At 54.4% G+C, this 20,354-nt stretch carries 18 protein-coding genes; 15 read left to right on the top strand and 3 right to left on the bottom strand.

The window, feature by feature from the left end:
• Positions 1 to 24: 24 nt before the first annotated feature.
• From ACJJII_RS11840 to ACJJII_RS11855, 4 genes are read left to right on the top strand one after another with little or no spacing between them, the layout of a single operon-like run.
• Positions 25 to 549: a FixH family protein gene (locus ACJJII_RS11840; protein WP_444891804.1), complete on the top strand. Its 525-nt coding sequence runs from the start codon at positions 25 to 27 to the stop codon at positions 547 to 549.
• Complete coding sequence (locus tag ACJJII_RS11845; protein ID WP_444916324.1) at positions 546 to 2,978, top strand: heavy metal translocating P-type ATPase; 2,433 nt, start codon at positions 546 to 548, stop codon at positions 2,976 to 2,978. Before ACJJII_RS11840 ends, ACJJII_RS11845 begins: the two co-directional genes overlap by 4 nt.
• Positions 2,979 to 3,012: 34 nt before the next feature.
• Complete coding sequence (gene ccoS / locus ACJJII_RS11850; protein WP_108732140.1) at positions 3,013 to 3,198, top strand: cbb3-type cytochrome oxidase assembly protein CcoS; 186 nt, start codon at positions 3,013 to 3,015, stop codon at positions 3,196 to 3,198.
• Positions 3,199 to 3,948, top strand: coding sequence for a sulfite exporter TauE/SafE family protein (locus ACJJII_RS11855; protein WP_444916325.1), 750 nt, complete (start codon positions 3,199 to 3,201; stop codon positions 3,946 to 3,948).
• Between the two features lie 27 nt (positions 3,949 to 3,975).
• Here the strand turns inward: ACJJII_RS11855 and nadC are convergent, their stop codons facing one another.
• Positions 3,976 to 4,830, bottom strand: a complete 855-nt coding sequence (gene nadC / locus ACJJII_RS11860) for a carboxylating nicotinate-nucleotide diphosphorylase (protein ID WP_444916326.1) — start codon at positions 4,828 to 4,830, stop codon at positions 3,976 to 3,978.
• A 433-nt stretch (positions 4,831 to 5,263) separates the two neighbouring features.
• Here nadC and ACJJII_RS11865 point away from each other — a divergent pair, with 433 nt between their 5' ends.
• The 8 genes from ACJJII_RS11865 to ACJJII_RS11900 all read left to right on the top strand — a co-directional run bounded on the left by ACJJII_RS11865 (position 5,264) and on the right by ACJJII_RS11900 (position 16,012).
• Positions 5,264 to 7,723 (top strand): DUF1631 domain-containing protein, encoded by a 2,460-nt coding sequence (locus ACJJII_RS11865; RefSeq protein ID WP_444916327.1) that lies wholly within the window; start codon positions 5,264 to 5,266, stop codon positions 7,721 to 7,723.
• Positions 7,724 to 7,913: 190 nt separating this feature from the next.
• A complete protein-coding gene (gene ampD, locus ACJJII_RS11870; RefSeq protein WP_413664710.1) occupies positions 7,914 to 8,471 on the top strand; it encodes a 1,6-anhydro-N-acetylmuramyl-L-alanine amidase AmpD in 558 nt (185 codons plus the stop codon).
• A gap of 89 nt (positions 8,472 to 8,560) precedes the next feature.
• Positions 8,561 to 9,436 carry a regulatory signaling modulator protein AmpE gene (ampE, locus tag ACJJII_RS11875; protein WP_444916328.1) on the top strand — a complete coding sequence of 292 codons (876 nt, stop codon included), beginning with the start codon at positions 8,561 to 8,563 and terminating at the stop codon, positions 9,434 to 9,436.
• A 238-nt stretch (positions 9,437 to 9,674) separates the two neighbouring features.
• Positions 9,675 to 11,102, top strand: coding sequence for an aldehyde dehydrogenase family protein (locus ACJJII_RS11880; RefSeq protein WP_444906131.1), 1,428 nt, complete (start codon positions 9,675 to 9,677; stop codon positions 11,100 to 11,102).
• A 113-nt stretch (positions 11,103 to 11,215) separates the two neighbouring features.
• Positions 11,216 to 12,202, top strand: a complete 987-nt coding sequence (locus ACJJII_RS11885) for a threonine ammonia-lyase (protein WP_444894885.1) — start codon at positions 11,216 to 11,218, stop codon at positions 12,200 to 12,202.
• Positions 12,203 to 12,217: 15 nt separating this feature from the next.
• Complete coding sequence (locus ACJJII_RS11890; protein WP_413664714.1) at positions 12,218 to 12,790, top strand: YbhB/YbcL family Raf kinase inhibitor-like protein; 573 nt, start codon at positions 12,218 to 12,220, stop codon at positions 12,788 to 12,790.
• A 340-nt stretch (positions 12,791 to 13,130) separates the two neighbouring features.
• Positions 13,131 to 14,504, top strand: a complete 1,374-nt coding sequence (locus ACJJII_RS11895; RefSeq protein WP_444916329.1) for an AmpG family muropeptide MFS transporter — start codon at positions 13,131 to 13,133, stop codon at positions 14,502 to 14,504.
• A 236-nt stretch (positions 14,505 to 14,740) separates the two neighbouring features.
• Positions 14,741 to 16,012 carry an AmpG family muropeptide MFS transporter gene (locus ACJJII_RS11900; RefSeq protein WP_444916330.1) on the top strand — a complete coding sequence of 424 codons (1,272 nt, stop codon included), beginning with the start codon at positions 14,741 to 14,743 and terminating at the stop codon, positions 16,010 to 16,012.
• Between the two features lie 20 nt (positions 16,013 to 16,032).
• On the opposite strand, the gene ACJJII_RS11905 is transcribed toward ACJJII_RS11900, so the two are convergent.
• The gene (locus ACJJII_RS11905; RefSeq protein WP_413664717.1) at positions 16,033 to 16,338 is read right to left on the bottom strand and encodes an MGMT family protein; all 306 of its coding nucleotides are present in this window, start codon (positions 16,336 to 16,338) and stop codon (positions 16,033 to 16,035) included.
• 241 nt (positions 16,339 to 16,579) lie between these two features.
• On the opposite strand from ACJJII_RS11905, the gene ACJJII_RS11910 reads away from it, so the two are divergent.
• Both ACJJII_RS11910 and ACJJII_RS11915 read left to right on the top strand, forming a co-directional pair.
• Complete coding sequence (locus ACJJII_RS11910) at positions 16,580 to 17,611, top strand: DUF481 domain-containing protein (RefSeq protein ID WP_444894881.1); 1,032 nt, start codon at positions 16,580 to 16,582, stop codon at positions 17,609 to 17,611.
• Between the two features lie 84 nt (positions 17,612 to 17,695).
• Positions 17,696 to 18,457: an SDR family oxidoreductase gene (locus ACJJII_RS11915; protein WP_444916331.1), complete on the top strand. Its 762-nt coding sequence runs from the start codon at positions 17,696 to 17,698 to the stop codon at positions 18,455 to 18,457.
• A gap of 90 nt (positions 18,458 to 18,547) precedes the next feature.
• Here ACJJII_RS11915 and cfa read toward each other — a convergent pair whose 3' ends face one another.
• Positions 18,548 to 19,696: a cyclopropane fatty acyl phospholipid synthase gene (gene cfa / locus ACJJII_RS11920; protein WP_444916332.1), complete on the bottom strand. Its 1,149-nt coding sequence runs from the start codon at positions 19,694 to 19,696 to the stop codon at positions 18,548 to 18,550.
• Positions 19,697 to 19,840: 144 nt separating this feature from the next.
• Between cfa and ACJJII_RS11925 the strand changes: the two genes are divergently transcribed.
• Positions 19,841 to 20,326, top strand: a complete 486-nt coding sequence (locus ACJJII_RS11925; protein WP_413664721.1) for an FxsA family protein — start codon at positions 19,841 to 19,843, stop codon at positions 20,324 to 20,326.
• Positions 20,327 to 20,354: the final 28 nt, after the last annotated feature.

The raw sequence follows: 20,354 nt of genomic DNA on the forward strand, positions 1-20,354 counted from the left end.
AAACGGTAACTTTTTGGTAACGCGATGAATGAACCAACCCCAAAACCCTGGTACCGGGAACCTTGGGCGTGGATGGTACTGGCCCCACTGATTACAGTGGTGGTTGTCTCCACAATTACAGTCTCGATAGCGGTGCGCTTTGCTGACGATAAAGTCAGTGATACTTACTACAAAGACAGCCGCATGTATCACTTCAGCGCCGAGCAGGACTTGCGCGCGAAAGAGCTGGGTCTGGCCGCTTTGGTCCAGTTTCAGCCGTCTGAAAAATCGGTTGTCGTGGAGCTGAATGGCGACCTCGACTACCCCAAGGCCCTACTGCTCACATTGAGCCACCCGGTGGAGTCTGACCTCGACAAGCATATCGAGCTCTCCCAGCTCTCCGTGGGTCGCTACCAGGGCACCTTGCCTGAAGGCGTTGGGAATCGCTGGTATCTCCGCTTGATGCCGGAACTCGATCCCGATGCACATCAGGACGCCAACTGGCGCCTGAAAGGTGAAATCAACTTCGATCTCGGCAATGCCGCGCCACTGAACGCAGTAACTCAATGACTTCGTCTTCCTCCTCCTGTTATCACTGCGGACTCCCAGTCCCTCCCGGCAGCAACCACTCGGTGGTTATCGACGGGGCCGCCCGGGATATGTGTTGTCCAGGCTGTGAGGCGGTAGCCAGCGCTATCGTTTCCGGTGGTCTGGATGGCTTTTATCGCTTCCGGGAGAAGGAGAGCGACAGGCCGGAGGAAGCTCAACCCCAGGACCGCTGGGCGGCATACGATTTGCCGGAAGTGCAGCAGCAGTTTGTTCACGATTGGGATAACGGCAACAAGATTGCCTCGCTGTTGATTAGCGGTATTACCTGTGCGGCCTGTGTGTGGTTGATAGAAAAGCACCTGGGGCAGTTGGACGGGATTGAGAAGGTCTCTGTCAACGCCAGTACCCAGCGTGCCCAGATCGGTTTTAATCCCGACAAGATCAAACCCAGTGAGCTGTTTGGCGAACTGGAACGGATTGGCTACCGGCCGGCCCCGGCTACTGCGGCCAACCAGGAAAGTGTGATCCAGAGCGAGCACCGCGCCGCCCTGCGCCGCCTGGGTGTCGCTGGACTCGGCACCATGCAGGTGATGATGTTTGCCATCGCCCTGTATTTTGGTGCTGCAGCGGAAGAGGGCGCCGGCGAGTTTGAGCGCTACTTCCGCTGGGTTTCTCTGCTGGTGGCAACGCCAGTGGTTTTCTATGCGGCGCGTCCATTTTTCAGTGCCGCTTTGCGCAGTCTGCGCGCCCGACACCTGAGTATGGATGTGCCAGTGTCCCTGGCGATTGGTATGGCCTATGTCGCCAGCTTTTACGCCACGGTATTCGGCACCGGCGAGGTGTACTTCGAATCTATCTCCATGTTCACCTTCTTCCTGTTGTTGGGACGAACGGTGGAGATGCGTGCCCGCCACCGGGCGGGCTTAGCCAGCGGTGGTTTGGCCCAGTTGCTGCCGATGACGGCGGCCAAATACCAAGGGGGCGATATTGTCCATGTCCCGGTGGCCGCATTGGTCGCTGGCGATAAAGTTTTGTTGCGCCCGGGAGACACTATCCCCGCCGATGGGGAGGTGCTGGAGGGCGTGAGCGGTGTGGATGAATCCCTGCTCAGCGGTGAATCGGCACTGCAGCAGAAGTCTGCAGGCAGCCCGGTTTATGCCGGTAGTGTCAACGGCGATTCCACCCTGACTATTCGAATTACGGCAGCGGGGCAGTCGACTCGCTTGTCTGCTATTGAGCGCCTGGTAGAACGGGCGCAATTAGATAAACCCAACCAAGTGGCCCTGGCAGATCGGGTCGCGGGTATTTTTGTCGGTGTCGTTTTATTCGCGGCATTGGCGGCGTTTATTGTCTGGTGGCAAATCGATCCCAGTCGCGCTTTTTGGGTGTCCTTATCTGTTTTGGTGGTGACTTGCCCCTGCGCACTGTCGCTGGCAACCCCTGCTGCCCTGGCTTCCGCCACCCTGCGTTTACAGCAGTTGGGGCTTCTTGTGGCTGGAGGCAGCCTACTGGAAACGCTGCCGCGTATCGGCCGGGTGCTGTTCGACAAGACCGGTACCCTGACGCGCGGTGAACCGAGAATCCTGCATATTGATTGGCTGCGGGCCAACTGGACCGAGCAGCGGGTTAAGGATGTTGCCGCAGCCCTGGAATCCCAGACCAATCACCCCCTGGCCAGGGCCTTCCGCGCCTGGCGTGGCAATCTCACCGCCAATGAGCTGAAAGTCCATACCGGAGCTGGCCTGGAAGGGCAGATCGAGGGGGATAGTTACCGACTGGGTAAGGCGAGCTTTGTCTCCAGTGAGGATATTTCCACGCCCGAAGGGGAGGGGCAGTGGCTGCTGCTCGGCGACTCCATGGGCCCTATTGCCTGGATCGCGTTGGGGGATAAGTTACGGGATTCGGCAACCACCGCTGTTGAGGGTTTGACTGAGCAAGGTCTTTCAGTGGAACTGCTCAGTGGTGACCAGTCTGCGGAAGTTGAGCGACTGGCGGGGCGAGCGGGTATCAGCAACTACCGCGCCGGAGCCTCGCCAGAGGACAAGCTCAGCCATATGAAGCAGCTGCAAAGCGATGGTGAGAAGGTGTTGATGGTGGGGGATGGCATCAATGATGTGCCAGTGCTCTCCGGTGCTGATGCCTCTGTGGCGATGATGTCAGCGGCGGATCTGGCCCAGTCCCGCGCCGATGCCATTTTGCTGAACGGAGATCTCGAAGTGCTGCCCAAAGCTATAGAGCTGGCGTACAAATGCCGCCGAATTGTGCGGCAGAATCTGGCATGGGCTCTGGGCTACAACGTGATTGCCCTGCCGCTGGCATTTTGCGGTCTGGTGCCGCCCTGGGCTGCGGCAATCGGTATGTCCCTGAGTTCTCTGATCGTAGTGCTAAATGCGTTGCGCCTGTCCCGCGGGCAGGAAGTCGACGAAAACCCTGTGAGCGCTGCGGCATAATCCCGTGCTTACAGAAAGAGAGGAGGTTTAACTGATGGAAAGTCTGTATTTCCTGATTCCCATTGCGGTGATTTTGGTTGGCTTTGCGGTGAAGCTCTTTTTCTGGGCCGTGAATAACGGACAGTACGATGACCTGGAAACGGAAGGTCGTCGCATTTTGTTTGATGACGATGATGTTCAGCAGGATAAATCTGACGCGGAAAGGAAGCAGGAGAAGTAAGTGGGGGACTGGGGTTTTTTAGCGGCGGCGCTAGCTATCGGTTTTTTGGGTAGCAGTCACTGCATCGGTATGTGTGGGGGAATCTCCGGAGCGCTGGGTATGGCGACACCGGGGAAAAGGACTGCTTGGGTGCAGCTGGGCTCTTACCAATTGGGTCGCCTGGGTAGCTATGCGCTGATGGGAGCGCTCGCCGGTGCCCTTGGTGCGGCGATATTGCCTGCTCTAACTCCACTGCGATTTGCTGCAGGGATCATGCTGATCCTGATGGCGCTGTATATCGGCGGTATCTGGCAGGGATTGGCTTGGATTGAAAAAGGGGGCCGTTACCTTTGGCGCTATGTGCAGCCACTATCGGCCAAATTGTTGCCGGTTCGCTCAGCGGGGCAGGCATTGGCACTGGGCTCCCTATGGGGCTGGTTGCCCTGTGGTTTGGTTTATAGCGCGCTGACGTTCGCCCTGGCCCAGGGCAGTGCCGAGCGGTCTGCCCTGGCTATGTTTGCTTTTGGTTTGGGCACCGTGCCCGCCATGCTGGCTACTGGTGCTGCGGCGGCGCAGGTGCGCGGCATAGTGCAAAAGCCGGGGGTTCGCTATGGTTTCGCCGCAGCGATTTTGCTGTTTGGTATCTGGACCATTTGGGGGGCTATGGGCCACGGTGGACACGGAGACCACGCCAACCACGGGCAGATGAGTGGGATGGAAACTCCCGCCGAAGACACGGAAGAGCAGGGACACCATCATCACCATCACTAAGTACAGTGATGATGGGTCCTGTGGGCGCTAGAGATCGATCCGCAGGGATAGGTCGATAGCGCGCAGGTGCTTGGTCAGGCTACCAGAAGAGATATAGTCCACTTCCAGTTCAGCTAACTGAGCGATGCGATCCCGGTCGACACTGCCGGAAAGCTCAATTTTGGCTTTGCCTTTGGCCAGTTTCAGGGCCGTTCTAGTGTCTTCATCATTGAATTCGTCGAGCATAATCACGTCCACACCGACGGCGAGCGCCTGCTCCAGCTCTTCAATATTTTCCACTTCGACTTCAATCAGGGCTTCCGGCTTGATCACTCGCGCTTGGGCGACGGCGTGTTCAATGCCTCCGGCGGCGAAGATATGGTTCTCTTTGATCAGGAAGGCGTCGTAAAGACCGATGCGGTGATTGTGGCAGCCACCGCAAAGTACGGCGTACTTCTGTGCGCTGCGCAGACCGGGAATGGTCTTGCGCGTGTCGAGAATCTTCACCTCAGTGCCTTCAGCTCGCGCGGCGAACTCCGCAGCGGTTGTGGCAGTACCGGATAAGGTTTGCAGGAAATTCAGTGCGGAGCGCTCGCCGGTGAGGATGGCGCGGGCATTGCCTTCCAGCTCAAAAATAACGGCATTGGCGCTGATACGGTCGCCGTCCTCGAAGTGCCAGGTGAGGACGAGCTCCGGGTCCAGGGCGTGGAATACAGCCTCTACCCAGGCGCGACCACTCAGAGTGCAATCTTCGCGGGTGATTACCCGGGCCCGCGCATTGCGGTCCTCTGGGATCAGCTGGGCGGTGATATCGCCACTACCAATATCTTCTTCCAGGGCCACCTGAACTGAGCGTTGCAGGTCGGTAGTGATATTGGGAATAGCCGTGTCTTGTGGTCGCATTGGGAAACCTCGAAATTAACGCCGGCGCAGTTTACCAAAACACTCGGGGTTTTGACTGCTCAACTCAGTCATTGGCAAGTAGCAGTTGGCTCTACGAATAGCTGTGACAAGTGTCTCAAATATGTCGCAGAACTGTGTAAAACAGTCCTATAACGCGAGTAGAATGACCGAAGAGTTAGGCTTGATCGCAGCCTGAATTGTTTCAGAGCAGGGCCGGTAAACGCTGTTCTCTCGCGGTCAAAACTTGAGTGAAATCAAGAACTTCGGCAGATTTTTCGCGCATGATCGCGGCGGGATTTCAACAGTTTGGGAATGTGGTTAACGGGGAACAGAAAGCCCCCGTTTCCGCTAGGGAGACCACTTTTCCATTCACTAATTTTTGCTTTTGGCCTCAGCGCTACAAGTCGGACGGCATTCGAAGGACCTCTTGGAAATGAGTGAATCCAGAAAGGTAGTTTCCCTCTCAGAGAAAAGTGGAGCGCGAAATATTTCTGCATCAGGTAAGCCCCCTGTTCTGCCCGCCGCAGTAACAATGCTGAAGGACAAAGCGACGGCACAGCTGCTGGAGCGGATTAAAGCGCTGTTTGGCAAGGTGGATGATTCCCTGTTTGCAATGGCCGAGCGAGCTCATGGCCAGGAGGAGCAGGATGGGCTTTTCCAGGCACTGCGCCTGCTGCGCGTTGAGCGCCGCAATATTGCAGAGCACTTTATCCAGAACGTCTCGCGCGCTTTTCAGGTCCGCCAGGAGGAAAAGACGGAAAGCAGTTTCGCCTCAGATAACCTGTCGCTGGTTCACAACGATGACCTGGAGCAGTTGGTCGCTGCCGATACCATGGTGGCCAATGCCAAGCGCGATTTCGCCGAGCCCCTTACCGAGCTGTGCATGAGGCTCGATACGCTCTACTCCGTCAAGGTGTACGACAAGAACAACCCTCTGGGGCCAGATGTAATCTGTGACGCTTTTGTAGAGGCGATTCAGGATCTGGATCTATTTATCCGCGCTCGCCTCACCCTGCTGAAAAAGTTCGAGCAGGTGGTCATGCTGCAGCTGCGGGACTTCTATGAATTCTGTAACCAATTACTCGTAGAGCAGGGCGTACTGCCATCTCTGCGTGAGCAGCAGCGAGTAGCCAGGCAGCGCTCGGCCTACAACGGCGCTCCCCACGCCGCCAGTGCCCCCACTGGTAGTGCCGGCGGTGTAGAAGCTGGCAGCCAGCCGGTGCAAGGTGGAGTCGCAGCTACGGGGCACTTCCCCCCAGGGTTAGTGCCCGCAGCCGCAGGTGTAACTCCAATGCCTGCAGGGGATCTGCTTTCCCACTTGGGTGCGCTGCAAAGTGGCAGCCACTATCAAGGTGGAAGTGCGGTACAGCTTTTGAATGTGGGCGAATTGCTACAGCAGCGCTTGGTGGATTCCAACCAGGCCGCTTCGCTGGCAAAAGTCGATAGCGATGTGATCAAGCTGGTAGAGATGTTGTTTTCCTTTATCCTGGAGGACCGCAGCCTTGCCACCCAAATCAAATCACTTCTGGGCCGCCTGCAACTGCCGCTGTTGAAAGTAGCCATTGCAGACAAGTCATTTTTCAGTAAAGGCGGCCACCCTGCGCGCAAATTGCTGAACGAGTTGGCCGATGCCGCTACCGGATGGCAGGCGGGGGATAACTACGAATCCGATCCCCTGTACAAAGAGATATCCGAAATTGTTGAGCGCGTGCTTAATGAGTTTGATCGGGACATCAACATCTTTGCCGTTTTGCTGGAATCCCTACGCGAATTTATCGTCCGCGAGCGCAAGCGCGCCGAGATGTTGGAGCGCCGCGTTGTCGATGAGGCGGATGGTCGGGCTAAAACCCAAGCTGCCCGCGCACGGGTTGCCGCAGTCATGGATGCCTTGGTTGCAGAGCGGGATCTGCCACAGGTGGTGCAGGATTGGTTGAACAAAGTTTGGAACAACGTGCTGTTCCTGACTTGCGTCAAAGAGGGAACAGAGAGCGACGCCTGGAACCGCGACGTGCGCACAGCGAGAGATCTCGTGTGGAGTGTGCAGGCCCCAATGCCGGATTCCCGCAAACAGTTATTGAGCTTACTGCCTGTTTTGCAGGAGAGATTGCGCGAGGGAATTGAGGCGCTTTCCTATAACGCTTTCGAAGCGCGTACCCTTTTCACCGGCCTCAAAGAAGTTTATCGCGAGCGCTTTGCCCTGGCCCAGCAATTGGCTGAGCAGCGTGAACGTGAAGTGGCAGAGCAGGTTGCCCGCGAAGTGCGCGCAGCGAAATCTGCTGAGCCTAATGTTGCTGACAAGCCTGTTGCCCCTGTCGTGGAGCAGGAAACTGCTGCTGATGCCGGACCCGCTGATGTTACTGAAGCTACGGTTGATGAAGTTGCAGTGACTGAAGCGGTTATTGCAGAAGCCGTGGTTACCCAGGAAGTGATTTCAGACACTGCCGAAGATCAACTTCCAGATGAGCCAGCTGAAGTTACTGTTGAAGCTGTCCAAGCCGAACCCCAGGAAGTGGCTGTGCCGCAGATGGAAGAGCTTGAGCAGGCAGTTGCTGAAGCAGAGGTGGCTGCACCGGAGCAGGATGGACTGGCCCCCCTTGACGAAGATGATCCCCACTGGCAGATGACCTTCCGCCTGGCACAGGGCAGTTGGTTCGAGCTGAAGCGCTCTGAGGACGAGCAGTTCCGTTGTCGTCTGGCGGCGGTAATTCGCGATATCGACCAGTTTATCTTCGTTAATCGCAATGGCGCCAAAGTCGCCGAATTCGCCCGACTAGAGCTGGCCCATGCGCTGCGTTCGGCACAACTGTTGCCGCTGGATGACGGCATGTTGTTTGAGCGGGCGTTGCAGTCCGTAATTGGCAATGTGCGCAAGAAGCGCAGTGAGCAGCGCTAATTTTCAGGAATGTAACGAGCGGACGTTGAGTATTTAGCAGGGATACTCAGTGGCCAGTGGTTTTCCGCAAGTTATGTCGCGATACTGCTCCGATCAGATTGGCATATCGATCAACGCTTCCATAGAATGGTAACTGCTGAAGCCTCGGGCGATACCGGGGCTATCAATAGGTTGCAGCGGAGATCGCAGATTGAAATATCAAGTGGAGTCTGGCTGGTTGGCGGGCGCGCGCCGGGTTCCGAGTCCTCATTGCAATAGCCGCCCGGAAGACTGTGCGGTGGATCTATTGGTGATTCACAGTATCAGCTTGCCGCCCGGACAGTATGGCGGCCCCTACATTGATGCCTTTTTCCTGGGGCAGTTGGATATCGACGCGCACCCCTATTTTGCCGATATTGCTGCGTTACAGGTGTCTGCGCATATTTTGATCGACCGCGATGGCCTGGTAACTCAATACGTGCCCCTTGATCGTCGTGCCTGGCACGCGGGCAAGTCCGAATTTAAAGGTCGCACTAACTGCAATGATTTTTCCATTGGTATTGAGCTGGAAGGTTTGGATACCGATATTTACACCGACTCTCAATATCACGCACTTGCCGAGGTGAGTGCTGCGATTATGCAAGCTTATCCCGCTATTGATATCGATAGAATTGCCAGTCATTCGGATATTGCTCCCGGAAGGAAATTGGACCCGGGCCCGGGGTTTGACTGGGAGCGCTACCTCAACAAGCTGAAAGAAATCGTCTGATACCCAGTAGTGGACCTTAAAAGTGGGAAGGGTTTCTGTATCAGGAGCCGCAGCACGATTTTGATAACTGAAACAGTCTCGGATTATTTATGACTCTGTTAATTGTTCTGATAACCGTTGCTCTGGTGCAAATCTGGGGCTCAGGGGCTCCGTTACATCGCGATGGTTGGTTCAGTCGCTGGAGTCAGTACTTACAGGCATTGCCCAGCATTAATGGCAATAGCGGTCTGCTGCTTGGTATCACTATCCTGGTTCCAGTATTGATCTCTGCAATTGCGATGACGCTGGCAGAGGGCGCTGCGGGTGGTCTGGGCTACCTGCTGTTGGGGGTGCCACTGCTGCTCTATTGTCTCGGTCGCGGCAACTTCAACGATATCGTCGCAAACTACCTGCGTCACTGGTATAGCGGCGACCTGGAAGGTGCCACCAAAGCAGCGGCGCCCATTTTGCGCGAGTTACACGAAGCGCCCTCCGATGACACTTGTCTGCATGAGCAGGTATTTCGCGGCGCTGCCTACTGCGCCTTTGAGAGACTCTTCGCCGTGCTGTTCTGGTTTATTTTGCTGGGTATTCCCGGGGCTGTACTCTTCCGCTTGAGTGCTTTGTACGCAGAAAATACCCGGGGCTCCTCCGAAGAGGCGACGGCGGCGCGTTGGTTGTGGTTGCTGGAATGGCTGCCGGTCCGTGTGATGGGGCTGAGCTTTGCCATTGTGGGTAACTTTGCCGGTTGTTACCGCGCCTGGCGCCGGGTGTTGATGTGTCGTGAGAGCCATACCGATCAGGTTCTCGAGGCTTACCTGGAAGGAGCTCTCGGCGGTATTGACGCCAGTGAGTGCAGTGGTGGTTCCGATCTGTCTCAGATGCAGCGCCAAAGTGGTGCGGAGATTGAGGGGCTTCAAGCGCTGCTATCCAGAACCTTGCTTCTGTGGATCACTGGTTTGGCCCTTCTGGTTCTATTTATCTAAGGAGCCTCTGAATAACTCCGTAATGCCTGTACCATCGCCCCAGAGCTACTTTTGTCTGCTGGGGCGATTGTTGAATTTGTCGCCATTTTCAAAATTTTCTTTCCTTCCTATCTTGACTTATCCCCCCCTTCCTACGAAATTGCGCGCCCCAGCGGCCGGACTTCGGTGCTTTGCCATATCAATAAAGCGAAGCTAGTCATTGCCTGCGACGGCTTATACTCATTGGAGGAAGTAGGGTTTGGAAGTTTCGGTATTGGAACCGCAAATGTTGTCAGATCTGGCTAGGGCAAACGATTGGAACGCAGCCACATTAGTGGCGGGCTTGCGAACCTATTTTCGCAGCGGCAGCACCACTGAATTGAGTTGGCGGCGCAAGCAACTGTCTCAGCTGCGCAAGATGATCTCCGAGAACGAGGCACATTTTGTCCAAGCCCTTCACGATGATTTGCGCAAAGCTCCCCAGGAAAGCTACCTCACTGAAATTTCATTTCTCTACAACGATATCGATCACACCCTGAAGTCCCTGAAGAAATGGGTGCGCCCGCGCAAGGTCCAATCGCCGATGATGACCCAGCCGGCCAAGAGCTATGTGCAACCGGAGCCACTGGGTGTTGTGCTGATTATCGGTGCCTGGAATTATCCGCTGCAATTATTGTTATCGCCGCTGGTACCGGCGATTGCCGCCGGCAATTGCGCGGTGGTAAAGCCCTCTGAATTATCGCCCGCAACCTCCCGGTTAATCGCAGAATTGTTACCGCGTTATCTCGACAACGATGCCTTTGCGTGTGTCGAAGGTGGTGTGGCGGAAACCACGGCGCTGCTGGAGCAGCGCTGGGACCATATTATGTACACCGGCGGTGGCCGGGTTGGCAAAATCATAATGAGTGCGGCGGCTAAATACCTGACTCCGGTAACCCTGGAACTCGGCGGAAAGAGCCCTTGTATTGTTGCCGATGATGCCAACTTGGAAGTGGCTGCACGGCGAATTGCCTGGGGTAAATTTACCAATGCGGGGCAGACTTGTATCGCCCCGGATTATGTTCTCTGTAGTCGGCGGACAGCCGATCGGCTCACCCCCATGTTGCAGCGGGTGCTCTGGGAAATGTATGGGGAGCATCCGCGAGAATCTGCCGACTATGGGCGCATTATTAACAGCCAGCACACCCTTCGCCTGTCGGATTACCTGGGGGATGGAGAGGTGGTATTTGGCGGTGAAGTCGATGTGGACGACTGCTATATGGCGCCCACCATAATGCGCAACGTCAATCTCTCTGCGGGAGTTATGCAGGAGGAGATCTTTGGCCCGATACTCCCCATTATTGAACTGGATGATTTCTCCAAAGCGGAGGAGTTTGTCAATGAGCGAGAGAAGCCCCTGGCCCTGTATGTATTTACCCAGGATGAAGCATTGGCGGATCGGATTCTATCCCGTTGCAGCTCCGGCAACGCCTGCGTGAATGACTGCATGATGTTTATGCTGGCCCAGGACCTGCCTTTTGGAGGCGTCGGTGCCAGCGGTATGGGGTCCTACCATGGAGAGCATGGCTTCCGCACTTTCAGTCATTACAAGGCCGTAATGCGGCGCAGAAATATCCTCGATATCGATATACGATATGCACCCTTCAACGACAGGAAAATGAAATTCCTGCGTATGCTCAGCAAATAATTCCTTATCGACAGGCACGGTTTTCCACTGTGCCTGCTCCGTAGAACACTGGATGTTATCGGCGGTGGATAAGCTGGATTATTCCCATGTAGTCGAAAAGGATACACAGTGTTATGCCCCTGGATCGCAACGAGATACCTGCCAGTGAGGATGTATTTAGTGCCGCACAAAATATTGCAGGCATGGTACACGAGACCCCTCTGCTCAGCTCTCGGCAGCTGAACGAGCTGACGGGCGCCAATTTGTGGTTTAAGTGTGAGCACTTGCAGAAAGTGGGTGCCTTTAAAGCGCGGGGCGCGGCTAATGCGCTTTCGCTGCTCCCAGACGGGGTAGAGGAAGTTGCCACCCATTCGTCCGGTAATCACGGTGCGGCGCTCGCCTGGGCAGCAGCCCAGCGGGGATTGGCCTGCACGGTGGTGATGCCCGAAACGGCTCCCAAGACAAAACGCATGGCGGTTGAGGGGTACGGTGCCAAAGTGGTGACTTCGGGCCCCAGCCTGGCTGATCGCGAATCCACTTTGGCAAAGGTACTTGAGGAAACCGGTGCGCACGAAGTCCCGCCCTATGACGATAAGCGCATTATTGCAGGGCAGGGCACTGTAGCCATGGAAGTGCTCAAGCAGAGTCGCGAGCAGGGCTTTGCTCCAGACGTTATTGTGGCGCCAGTGGGAGGCGGTGGACTTTTGTCCGGCGTGGGATTGGCTATGGCTGCGCTTGCTCCCGATATCCTGGTAATTGGTGCGGAACCCGCCGGAGCGGATGATGCCCAGCGTTCACTGCGCGGTGGCGTTCATATCACCACACAACAACCCGATACGATCGCCGATGGTCTGCGCACAACATTGGGCGGCAAAAATTACGCCGTTATTGAGCGCACGGTGCGGGATATTGTGACAGTCAGTGAAGCTGGTATCGTCAATGCGATGCGGCTATTGTGGACGCGAACCAAGCAGCTGGTAGAACCGTCGGCTGCGGTGGGTCTCGCTGCGATCATTGAGCACAGCGCGCGCTTTCGCAATAAGAATGTCGTGGTTGTTCTGACCGGCGGAAATATGGATCTGGACAAAGTGGGCCCACTGCTGTCCAGTGAAGAAAACTAAAAGGGGAACTGGGATATGAGCCATTTATTGAAAAAGGGCGGCCGGGGTTTGGCCGGGCTGCTTTGTGCTGCTGCGCTGTCACTGACTGGAACCAACGCGATTGCTGAGAAGCTGACACTGTCATCCAGCTCCCTACAAGCTGGAAAGAAAATGCCCATGGCTCATGTTTATGGCAGCTGCGGCGGTGAGAACCTGTCTCCCCAATTGAGTTGGAGTGGGGCACCGGAGGGCACAAAGAGTTTTGCTATTACCGCTTACGATCCCGACGCGCCTACCGGCAGTGGTTGGTGGCACTGGGTGGTATTTAATATCCCAGTGGATACGACCAATCTTCCGGAAGGGGCCGGTGACTTGAAAAACGGCCTGATTCCAGAAGCAGTGCAGGGGCGCAATGATTATGGTAATTCCGGTTACGGTGGTGCCTGCCCGCCCAAGGGGCACGGGGATCATCGCTATCGTTTTCGTGTCTATGCCTTGAAAGTGGAATCCCTGCCGCTGGATGAAAACACTTCTCCTGCTAAAGTTGGCTTCAATATCAATGCCAATAAGTTGGCCGAAGCGGAGCTGGAAGTTTTGTGGGGCCACTGAGTAAATAAACTAATCTAAGGAGCCTCTGAATAATTCCGTAATGCCTCTGCGGGTCTTGAAGGTTGCAGATGTTAGGCGCAGCTCGCCGCGAATGGCCGTAGCCCTTTGCAAGAGCTGCAACGCAGCAGCTGTGGCCTTCAAGGCCCGCCCTTCGGGGCTTGCATAGCGATTCACACTCCGCGTTGCGACTTCTTGAAAGGTCTAGACATTCCTGCGAAGCCGCGCCTTGATTGTGAACCGCTATGCATGCCAGAGGTATCACGGAGTTATTCAGAGGCTCCCTAATACTCCGCTGCACAGGAACACCTGTTGCAGCGGCTGAGGCTCTGGAGGCCCGCGCTTGACCAACTTACAAAAACAAATGACATGGGGGCAAGCGCTGGCCGCTTATTTGAAGCCCCGTGTACTCACCATGTTTTTCCTCGGCTTTTCCGCCGGCCTCCCATTACTGCTGGTTTTCTCTACTTTGACTGCCTGGCTGCGGGACTACGGTGTCAGCCGTACCGCCATCGGGTTTTTTGCCTGGGTGGGGATCACCTTTTCGATCAAGGTTCTCTGGGCCCCTATTGTCGATCAGCTGCGTCTGCCTTTTTTCACGGACAAATTGGGCAAGCGTCGGGGCTGGATGTTGGTATCCCAAATCGGGATAGCGATTGGCCTGATAGGTATGGCCAGTGTAAATCCCCAGCTCTCCCTGATGCACGTCGCCCTGCTGGCCTTGTGGGTCGCTTTCTGTTCGGCCTCTCAAGATGTGGCGATTGATGCCTATCGAATTGAGGCCATGGATGACGATTATCAGGGCGCTATGGCTGCCAATTATGTATTTGGCTATCGGGTGGCAATGCTGATAGCCGGAGCGGGCGCCCTGTTTATTGCGGATATCTTTAGCTGGTCCGGTGCTTATCTTGCGATGGCTGGATTGATGGGCGTGGGCCTGATTACCACTCTGATTATTGCCGAGCCCGATCACAGCAAGGTAAACAAAGAAGCCGATGAGCTGCAAAGCGAGTGGGCCCAGCGCCTGTTGGGCAAGGGGGAGCATGGTCGCCTGAAGCAGTGGTTTATTCGCGCCGTGGCCTGCCCCTTTATCGAGTTTTTTCAGCGCAATGGCCGCTTTGCAATCATTCTGTTGTTATTTATCGGTATCTTCCGTTTAAGTGACATTGCGATGGGGGTGATGGCCAATCCCTTCTATTTGGATCTGGGCTTTACCAAAACGGAAATTGCTGAAATCAGTAAGCTGTTTGGCTTCTTCTGTACCATTATCGGTTCCTTTCTAGGCGGGCTGTTAGTGGTGCGATACGGTGTTGTGCGTCCGCTGATATTGGGTTCGGTTATGGTCGCCTGCACTAACCTGTTATTTGCCCAACTCGCTGTGATCGGTCCCGATAAAGCTTGGCTGGCGCTGGTAATTAGTGCGGACAACATTAGTGGAGGAATTGCCAATGCGATACTGATCGCGTTTCTCTCCAGTCTTGCCAATAAAGCTTATACCGCCACTCAATATGCTTTGTTTAGCTCCCTGATGACCTTGCCGGGGAAATTTATCAGTGGTTTTTCCGGCATAGTGGTGGATGCTCAGGGTTATGCCTACTTCTTTATTTATGCGGCGCTTATGGGAATTCCAGCCATTCTGCTGTCCATTTATTTTTGGCGCCGCGAGCAGCGCGACTGGCCGGGAGAAGAAGTTCAGCCGGGAGCGGACACTACCTAAGGTTTACAGGGATGCTATTTCCTCTCTAAGAGTACATCCCGAATCCAGCTCTTTTCTAAATCCCTATGTCATATCAAAACTCTTCGCCGGGCATTCTGCCCGGCTTGTGTCTATGGTGGTTGTAAAGGTGAAACCCACCCCTCCATAGACTCGCCCTTATGTTTGATTGTGTGTCTGTTGCCTGTCGGGTCGGGTATCACTGGTAGACGATGCTCAGCGAATAAAAGCGACAAACTATGGCCCACGAAACCATCCGGGAGGCGGTGTTTAATCGGCGTATGCTGATTTGTATTGGCACCGGTTTCTCTTCGGGGATGCCTCTTTTTGTATTGATACAGTTGGTGCCCGCTTGGCTGCGTACTGAAGGCGTGGATCTGGCCACTATCGGTATTTTTGCATTGCTCGGATTACCCTATACGTGGAAATTTATCTGGTCTCCATTGATGGAGCGCTACGCATTCCCGATGCTCGGCCGCCGGCGGGGCTGGATGCTGGTAATGCAGCTGTTACTGATTATTTCCATTGGCGTCCTGGGGATGTTCAGTCCCCAGTTTGATATCTGGTCAATTGCTGCAATTTGCTTTGCCGTGGCTTTTTTTAGCGCCAGCCAGGATATAGTCCTGGATGCTTTTCGACGAGAGATTCTGCCGGACCAGGAGTTGGGCCTGGGCAATTCCTTCCATGCCAACGCCTATCGTATTTCCGGCTTGATTCCGGGATCCCTCAGCTTGATCCTGTCGGATCACCTGGCCTGGGACCAGGTGTTTATGATTACTGCGGCCTTTATGTTGATTGCCGTCTTTATGACCTTGATGGTGGCTGAGCCAGACCATCCAGCAGGTCGCCCGAAATCTTTGCGCGAGGCCATAGTTTTACCCTTCGTCGAATTCTTTAATCGCAATGGCGTAAAACAGGCGGTGCTTGTACTGGCCTTTATGTTTTTGTACAAGCTTGGCGATAGCATGGCTACGGCACTGGCGACGCCCTATTACCTGGATATGGGATATTCCAATACGGATATCGGCATAGTGGCAAAGAATGCCGGTCTGTGGCCTGCGGTAATTGGCGGTTTCTTTGGCGGCTTGTTAATTGTGAAGATCGGGATTAATAAGTGCCTATGGATTTTCGGGGTAGTACAGCTGGTTTCAATTTTCGGGTTTATGATTTTGTCTGAAGTGAATGGTGAGCTGGTGGGCACACCAGATTTCAATCCTAGCCTCTCGCTATTGGCGATAGTAATTGCCTTTGAGTATCTCGGGGTGGGGTTGGGGACAGCGGTGTTTATTGCATTTATCGCCCGAACTACCAGCAAGTTGCACACCGCTACTCAATTTGCGTTGTTTACAGCGTTGACTTCGCTCCCGCGCACCTTCGCCAATGCCTCCACCGGCTATTTGGTGGAGGGAATGGGGTGGACACATTTCTTTCTCCTGTGTGCCGTTCTGGCGGTGCCTGGAATGATCCTGTTATTTTGGGTCGCGCCCTGGGGGGCTGATGAGGTGGCGTAGTTTTCTGTATGCGATTGGGGCTAAGGTTTCCAGCGGTATTTGCCCATATCCACTCGCCCTTTCAGCAGTATGACCCCCTCTCTTTCCAGTCTTTCACGCTGGCGGCTGGCGCCGGGTTCCGGCAGGGAGATGCGCCCCTGGGCGTTGATCACCCGGTGCCAGGGTAGCTTGGTACCCCGGGGTAATTTACGCAGGGTCTGACCTGCAAGTCTCGCAGCGCGTGGGTAGCCGGCCATCTCAGCCAAGTCCCCGTAGGTGACAACCCGCCCTTTGGGGATCGCCGCCAAGGCTTGGCATATTCTTTCCAGGGAGTTCTGTTTTTCCATAAAAAAAGCTCTGAATATCGGCGAACTACGTTGACTGGGCGCAACTTTTTACTTGGAAATCTCCTGAAACCGAGATTTTTATTCGCCATTAATGGATACTTTACCAGCTTGTAAGGTCACAGTTTACTGGCGCAAAGCCTCTGTTGTGACAGCGTGCCACATGATTCTAGTTATGGCATCATGGTGCGATTACTGCGGCTATTTGCACCGTTCATACACCTAAAAAGTCCAAGGTTTCTTAGTGGTTTTATCGACACGACTTCCCAGGTTCTTTGCTCGAACTCTCTTATTTCTTGTGCCCTTCCAGGTCCATGCCGGTGTGCTGACCCTGGAAAATGGCGATCGTATTCAAGGTGAGTTGGTACTTGTGGAAAAGGATCAGGTCACTTGGAAGTCAGAGACTTTTGGTGAGGTAAAAGTCGACAAATCCAAAGTGGTGTCGATGGATATCGATACCGACATCAAAATTGCCGGCAGGGATGAACCCTGTACCTTGGCCGGCCACCGCCAGGAGCGCTGGGAAGTGTACTGCGCTGAAGGTCGCGGCTGGCTGATCGATTTTCCGGGCATTGAACGAGCAGAGCCTTACAGTACGTTTACCACCAGTCCGGTGTTATTCAGCGGTAATGTTACCGCCGGGGGCGTATTCGAGAGCGGTAACCGTGAACGTGAAGACTTGGATGCCAGTATAAACCTGGATATTCGCCATGGAGATTTCCACCATCTAATCGGCTCTGTGTACCAGAACCAGGACAATGAGGAAGAAGGTGACCTGGAAAAATATCAGCTCAATTATGATCTTCGCTGGATATTTGCTGAGAAGTGGTTTGCCGCGGCTAACAGTGAGCTGGAAAGAGAGGAGGCTCAGAACTTAGACCTGGGCACTACGCTCGGTCTCGGTATGGGTTATCTGTTTTACGATACCAGTAAAACCACTTTCTCCCTCGAAGGTGGTGTGAGTAGCCTGCATGAGAGTTTTATCGACGAAGAGTTGAGTGAAGACCAGGATGAGCGCTATGTCGCCGGTCGAATTGCACTTAACTACCGCTACAAGTTTTCCCTTGGGCCGGAAATTTATTTCGACCAGGAAACCTTACAATCCTTTGATCACAGTAACGACTACGAAGCTAACGCCAAGCTGGGGGTGCGCACACCGCTGGTTGAAGGCGTGCTGATGGAGATCGGTTACGAGTGGCAGTACGACAATACGCCCTCCCTGGAAAGTGAAAAAGAAGATACCAAAGTGACCGTTGGTGTCGGTTACGAGTGGTAATTCCCCCTCGAGCCTGCATAGGGCAGGTTCGAAGGCAGTCATAAACGATAAATCTAAAAAACGAGCGACGACGAGGAGTTCAATATGCAAATCGCTGACAGTATTGTTGCTATTACCGGTGCGGGCCAGGGGTTGGGCCGAGCCATGGCCGAGTATCTGGCTGCGCGGGGCGCCCGCCTGGCCCTGATCGATGTTAATGAGGAAGGCCTGAAAGACAGCGTTGCAGCTTGTGAAAAGCTCGGTGCAGAAGCTCGCAGTTACTTGATCAATGTTGCCGATGAAGAAGCGGTGGACTCCGGTTTTGCGAAAATCGCAGCAGACTTTGGCGGACTCCAGGTTCTGATTAATAACGCCGGCATTATGCGCGATGGTATGTTGCTCAAGTGTAAAGACGGCAAAGTGACAGATCGCATGTCTCTGGCACAGTGGCAGTCTGTGATCGATGTGAACCTTACCGGTGTATTCCTTTGTGGCCGTGCTGCAGCGGGCATTATGGCGGAAAGCGGCAAGGGTGGGGTGATGGTCAATATCTCCAGTTTGTCCCGTGCGGGCAATATGGGGCAGACCAACTACTCCGCCAGTAAAGCGGGTGTTGCAGCGATGACGGTATCCTGGGCACGCGAACTGGCGCGCTACGGCGTGCGTGTTGCCGGGATTGCCCCGGGTTTTATCGGCACCGATATGGTTGCGCAAATGCGCCCTGAGATTCTTGAGAGCCTGGTAAAACAAGTGCCCCTGCGCAGGTTGGGTGAGCAGGATGAGATCGCCTCGACAGTAGCGTTTATTCTGGAGAACGACTATGTCACCGGTCGAGTGATAGATATTGATGGCGGAGCGCGCTTGTAAGCTTCCCTCTTTCCCAGCATAAAAAGGGTGAACTGAGTTCACCCTTTTTTGATTCTGTAATTAGTTTCTGGATCTACAGCAAATAGTGCTTTAACTCAAACGCGTAACACCATCGGCGCGGAACTTCGAGTACATTAGCTGCCATAGCTGAAGTGTGCGCCCCCGGAATGCACCGGCGTAAGATAGTAGATAGTAGCGCCACATCCTGTAGAAGCGCTGGCCGTAGCGATCGGCAAAGCGCGGCCAGTTTTTCTCAAAGTTTTCATGCCAGGCCATCAGGGTTTTATCGTAGTAGTATCCAAAGTTGTGCAGGTCTTCGCACACTAGCAAGCGATCGGTCGCGTCGCCCAGCTGTCCTACGGAAGGTAGCTCACCACCTGGGAATATATATTTTTCTGTCCACAAGTCCGTAGATGCGGTGCGCTGGTTGTTGCCGATCGTATGTAACATCATCAACCCATCTTTGTTCAGACAGCGCGCTGCTGTTTCCATAAATGTTCGGTAGTTCTTGCGGCCGACATGTTCAAACATCCCTACGCTGGCAATGCGGTCGAAGGGTTCTTTGAGTTCTCGATAGTCCTGAAGGCGGACAGTAATTGGCAGTTCACCATAGCGCTCTGTCACATAGGCTTTTTGCTCTCGGGAAATCGTAATTCCAACACACTCCACTTGATACTTTTGCGCGGCATAGCTAACCAGACTGCCCCAGCCACAGCCAATATCCAGCAAGCGCATCCCGGGTTTCAATTCCAGCTTGCGGCAAATCAGGTCCAGCTTGGCTTCCTGGGCTTGGTCGAGGGTTTCAGCCTCTTTCCAATAGCCGCAGCTGTACGTAAGCCGATTGTCGAGCATGGCACTATAGAATTCATTACCCAGATCGTAGTGTTGCTCTCCCACATTAAACGAGCGGTTTTTGCTTTGTAGATTCACCAGATAGCTGCGTGTGGCGCGCCAAAAGTAGCGCCAGTTCTTGATGCTGTGATGAATTTCAGCACTGAGTAGCCGGTGGAAGAATTGATCCAGGTCTTGGACATCCCAATCGCCGCGCATATAGGACTCACCCAGGCCCAAGCTGTGCCGGGCGATGACCTCATCAAGGGCTGCTTCCCGATGGAGTTGCAGGTCCCAGGGTCTTTCCCCGTTAATTTGAATGTCCGCTTTCGCCAATATATCGTCCACTAAGTGGCGACTGCGTCCGATGGCTGGCACTTCTATAGCATCCTGTTGCTCGCTTGCCATTCAATCCTTCCTCTCTCCAGTTACTGTGGGGTGGAATAAGGCGCCCTTGAATAATTTGCCTCCCCACTCCATTTACTACAGCATATTGAAAAAACCGTGATCGTCCCGGCTCTCAGCGAAGCTGGTTAACTAGGAATTTCCGCAATGCGCCCATTATTACTTCTATTTATAGCCCTACCTGTACTCGAAATGTGGGTGTTGATTGCCGTAGGGAGTGAAATTGGCGCCCTGCCAACGATCGGCCTGGTCATTTTGACCGCAGTGGTAGGAGTGACACTGCTTCGCCGCCAGGGAATCTCTACCCTGATGCGGGCCCAGGAGAAGATGCAGGCTGGAAATATTCCCGCCAAAGAGATGGTTGAGGGGATATTCCTCGCGGTGGGTGGTGTGCTGTTGCTCACCCCGGGCTTTATCACTGATTTCTTCGGCTTTATCTGCCTGATACCGGGGCTCAGGAACCTGTTGCTCGGTTTTATCCTTCGCCACGTCAAGGTGGTTCCCCCGCAGAATTTTAACCAGCCGCCAAATCACAAGCGTGGTGACGACATTATCGAGGGGGAGTATTCGAAAGATGAGAAGCGCCCCGGAGAGAATCAACACTCCGTTGAAGATAAGCGCCCCAAGCACTGATTGGGTTAAAAAATATACAAAATGTCAG

The sequence above is a fragment of the Microbulbifer maximicatervae (SeqCode) genome (assembly GCF_052467825.1).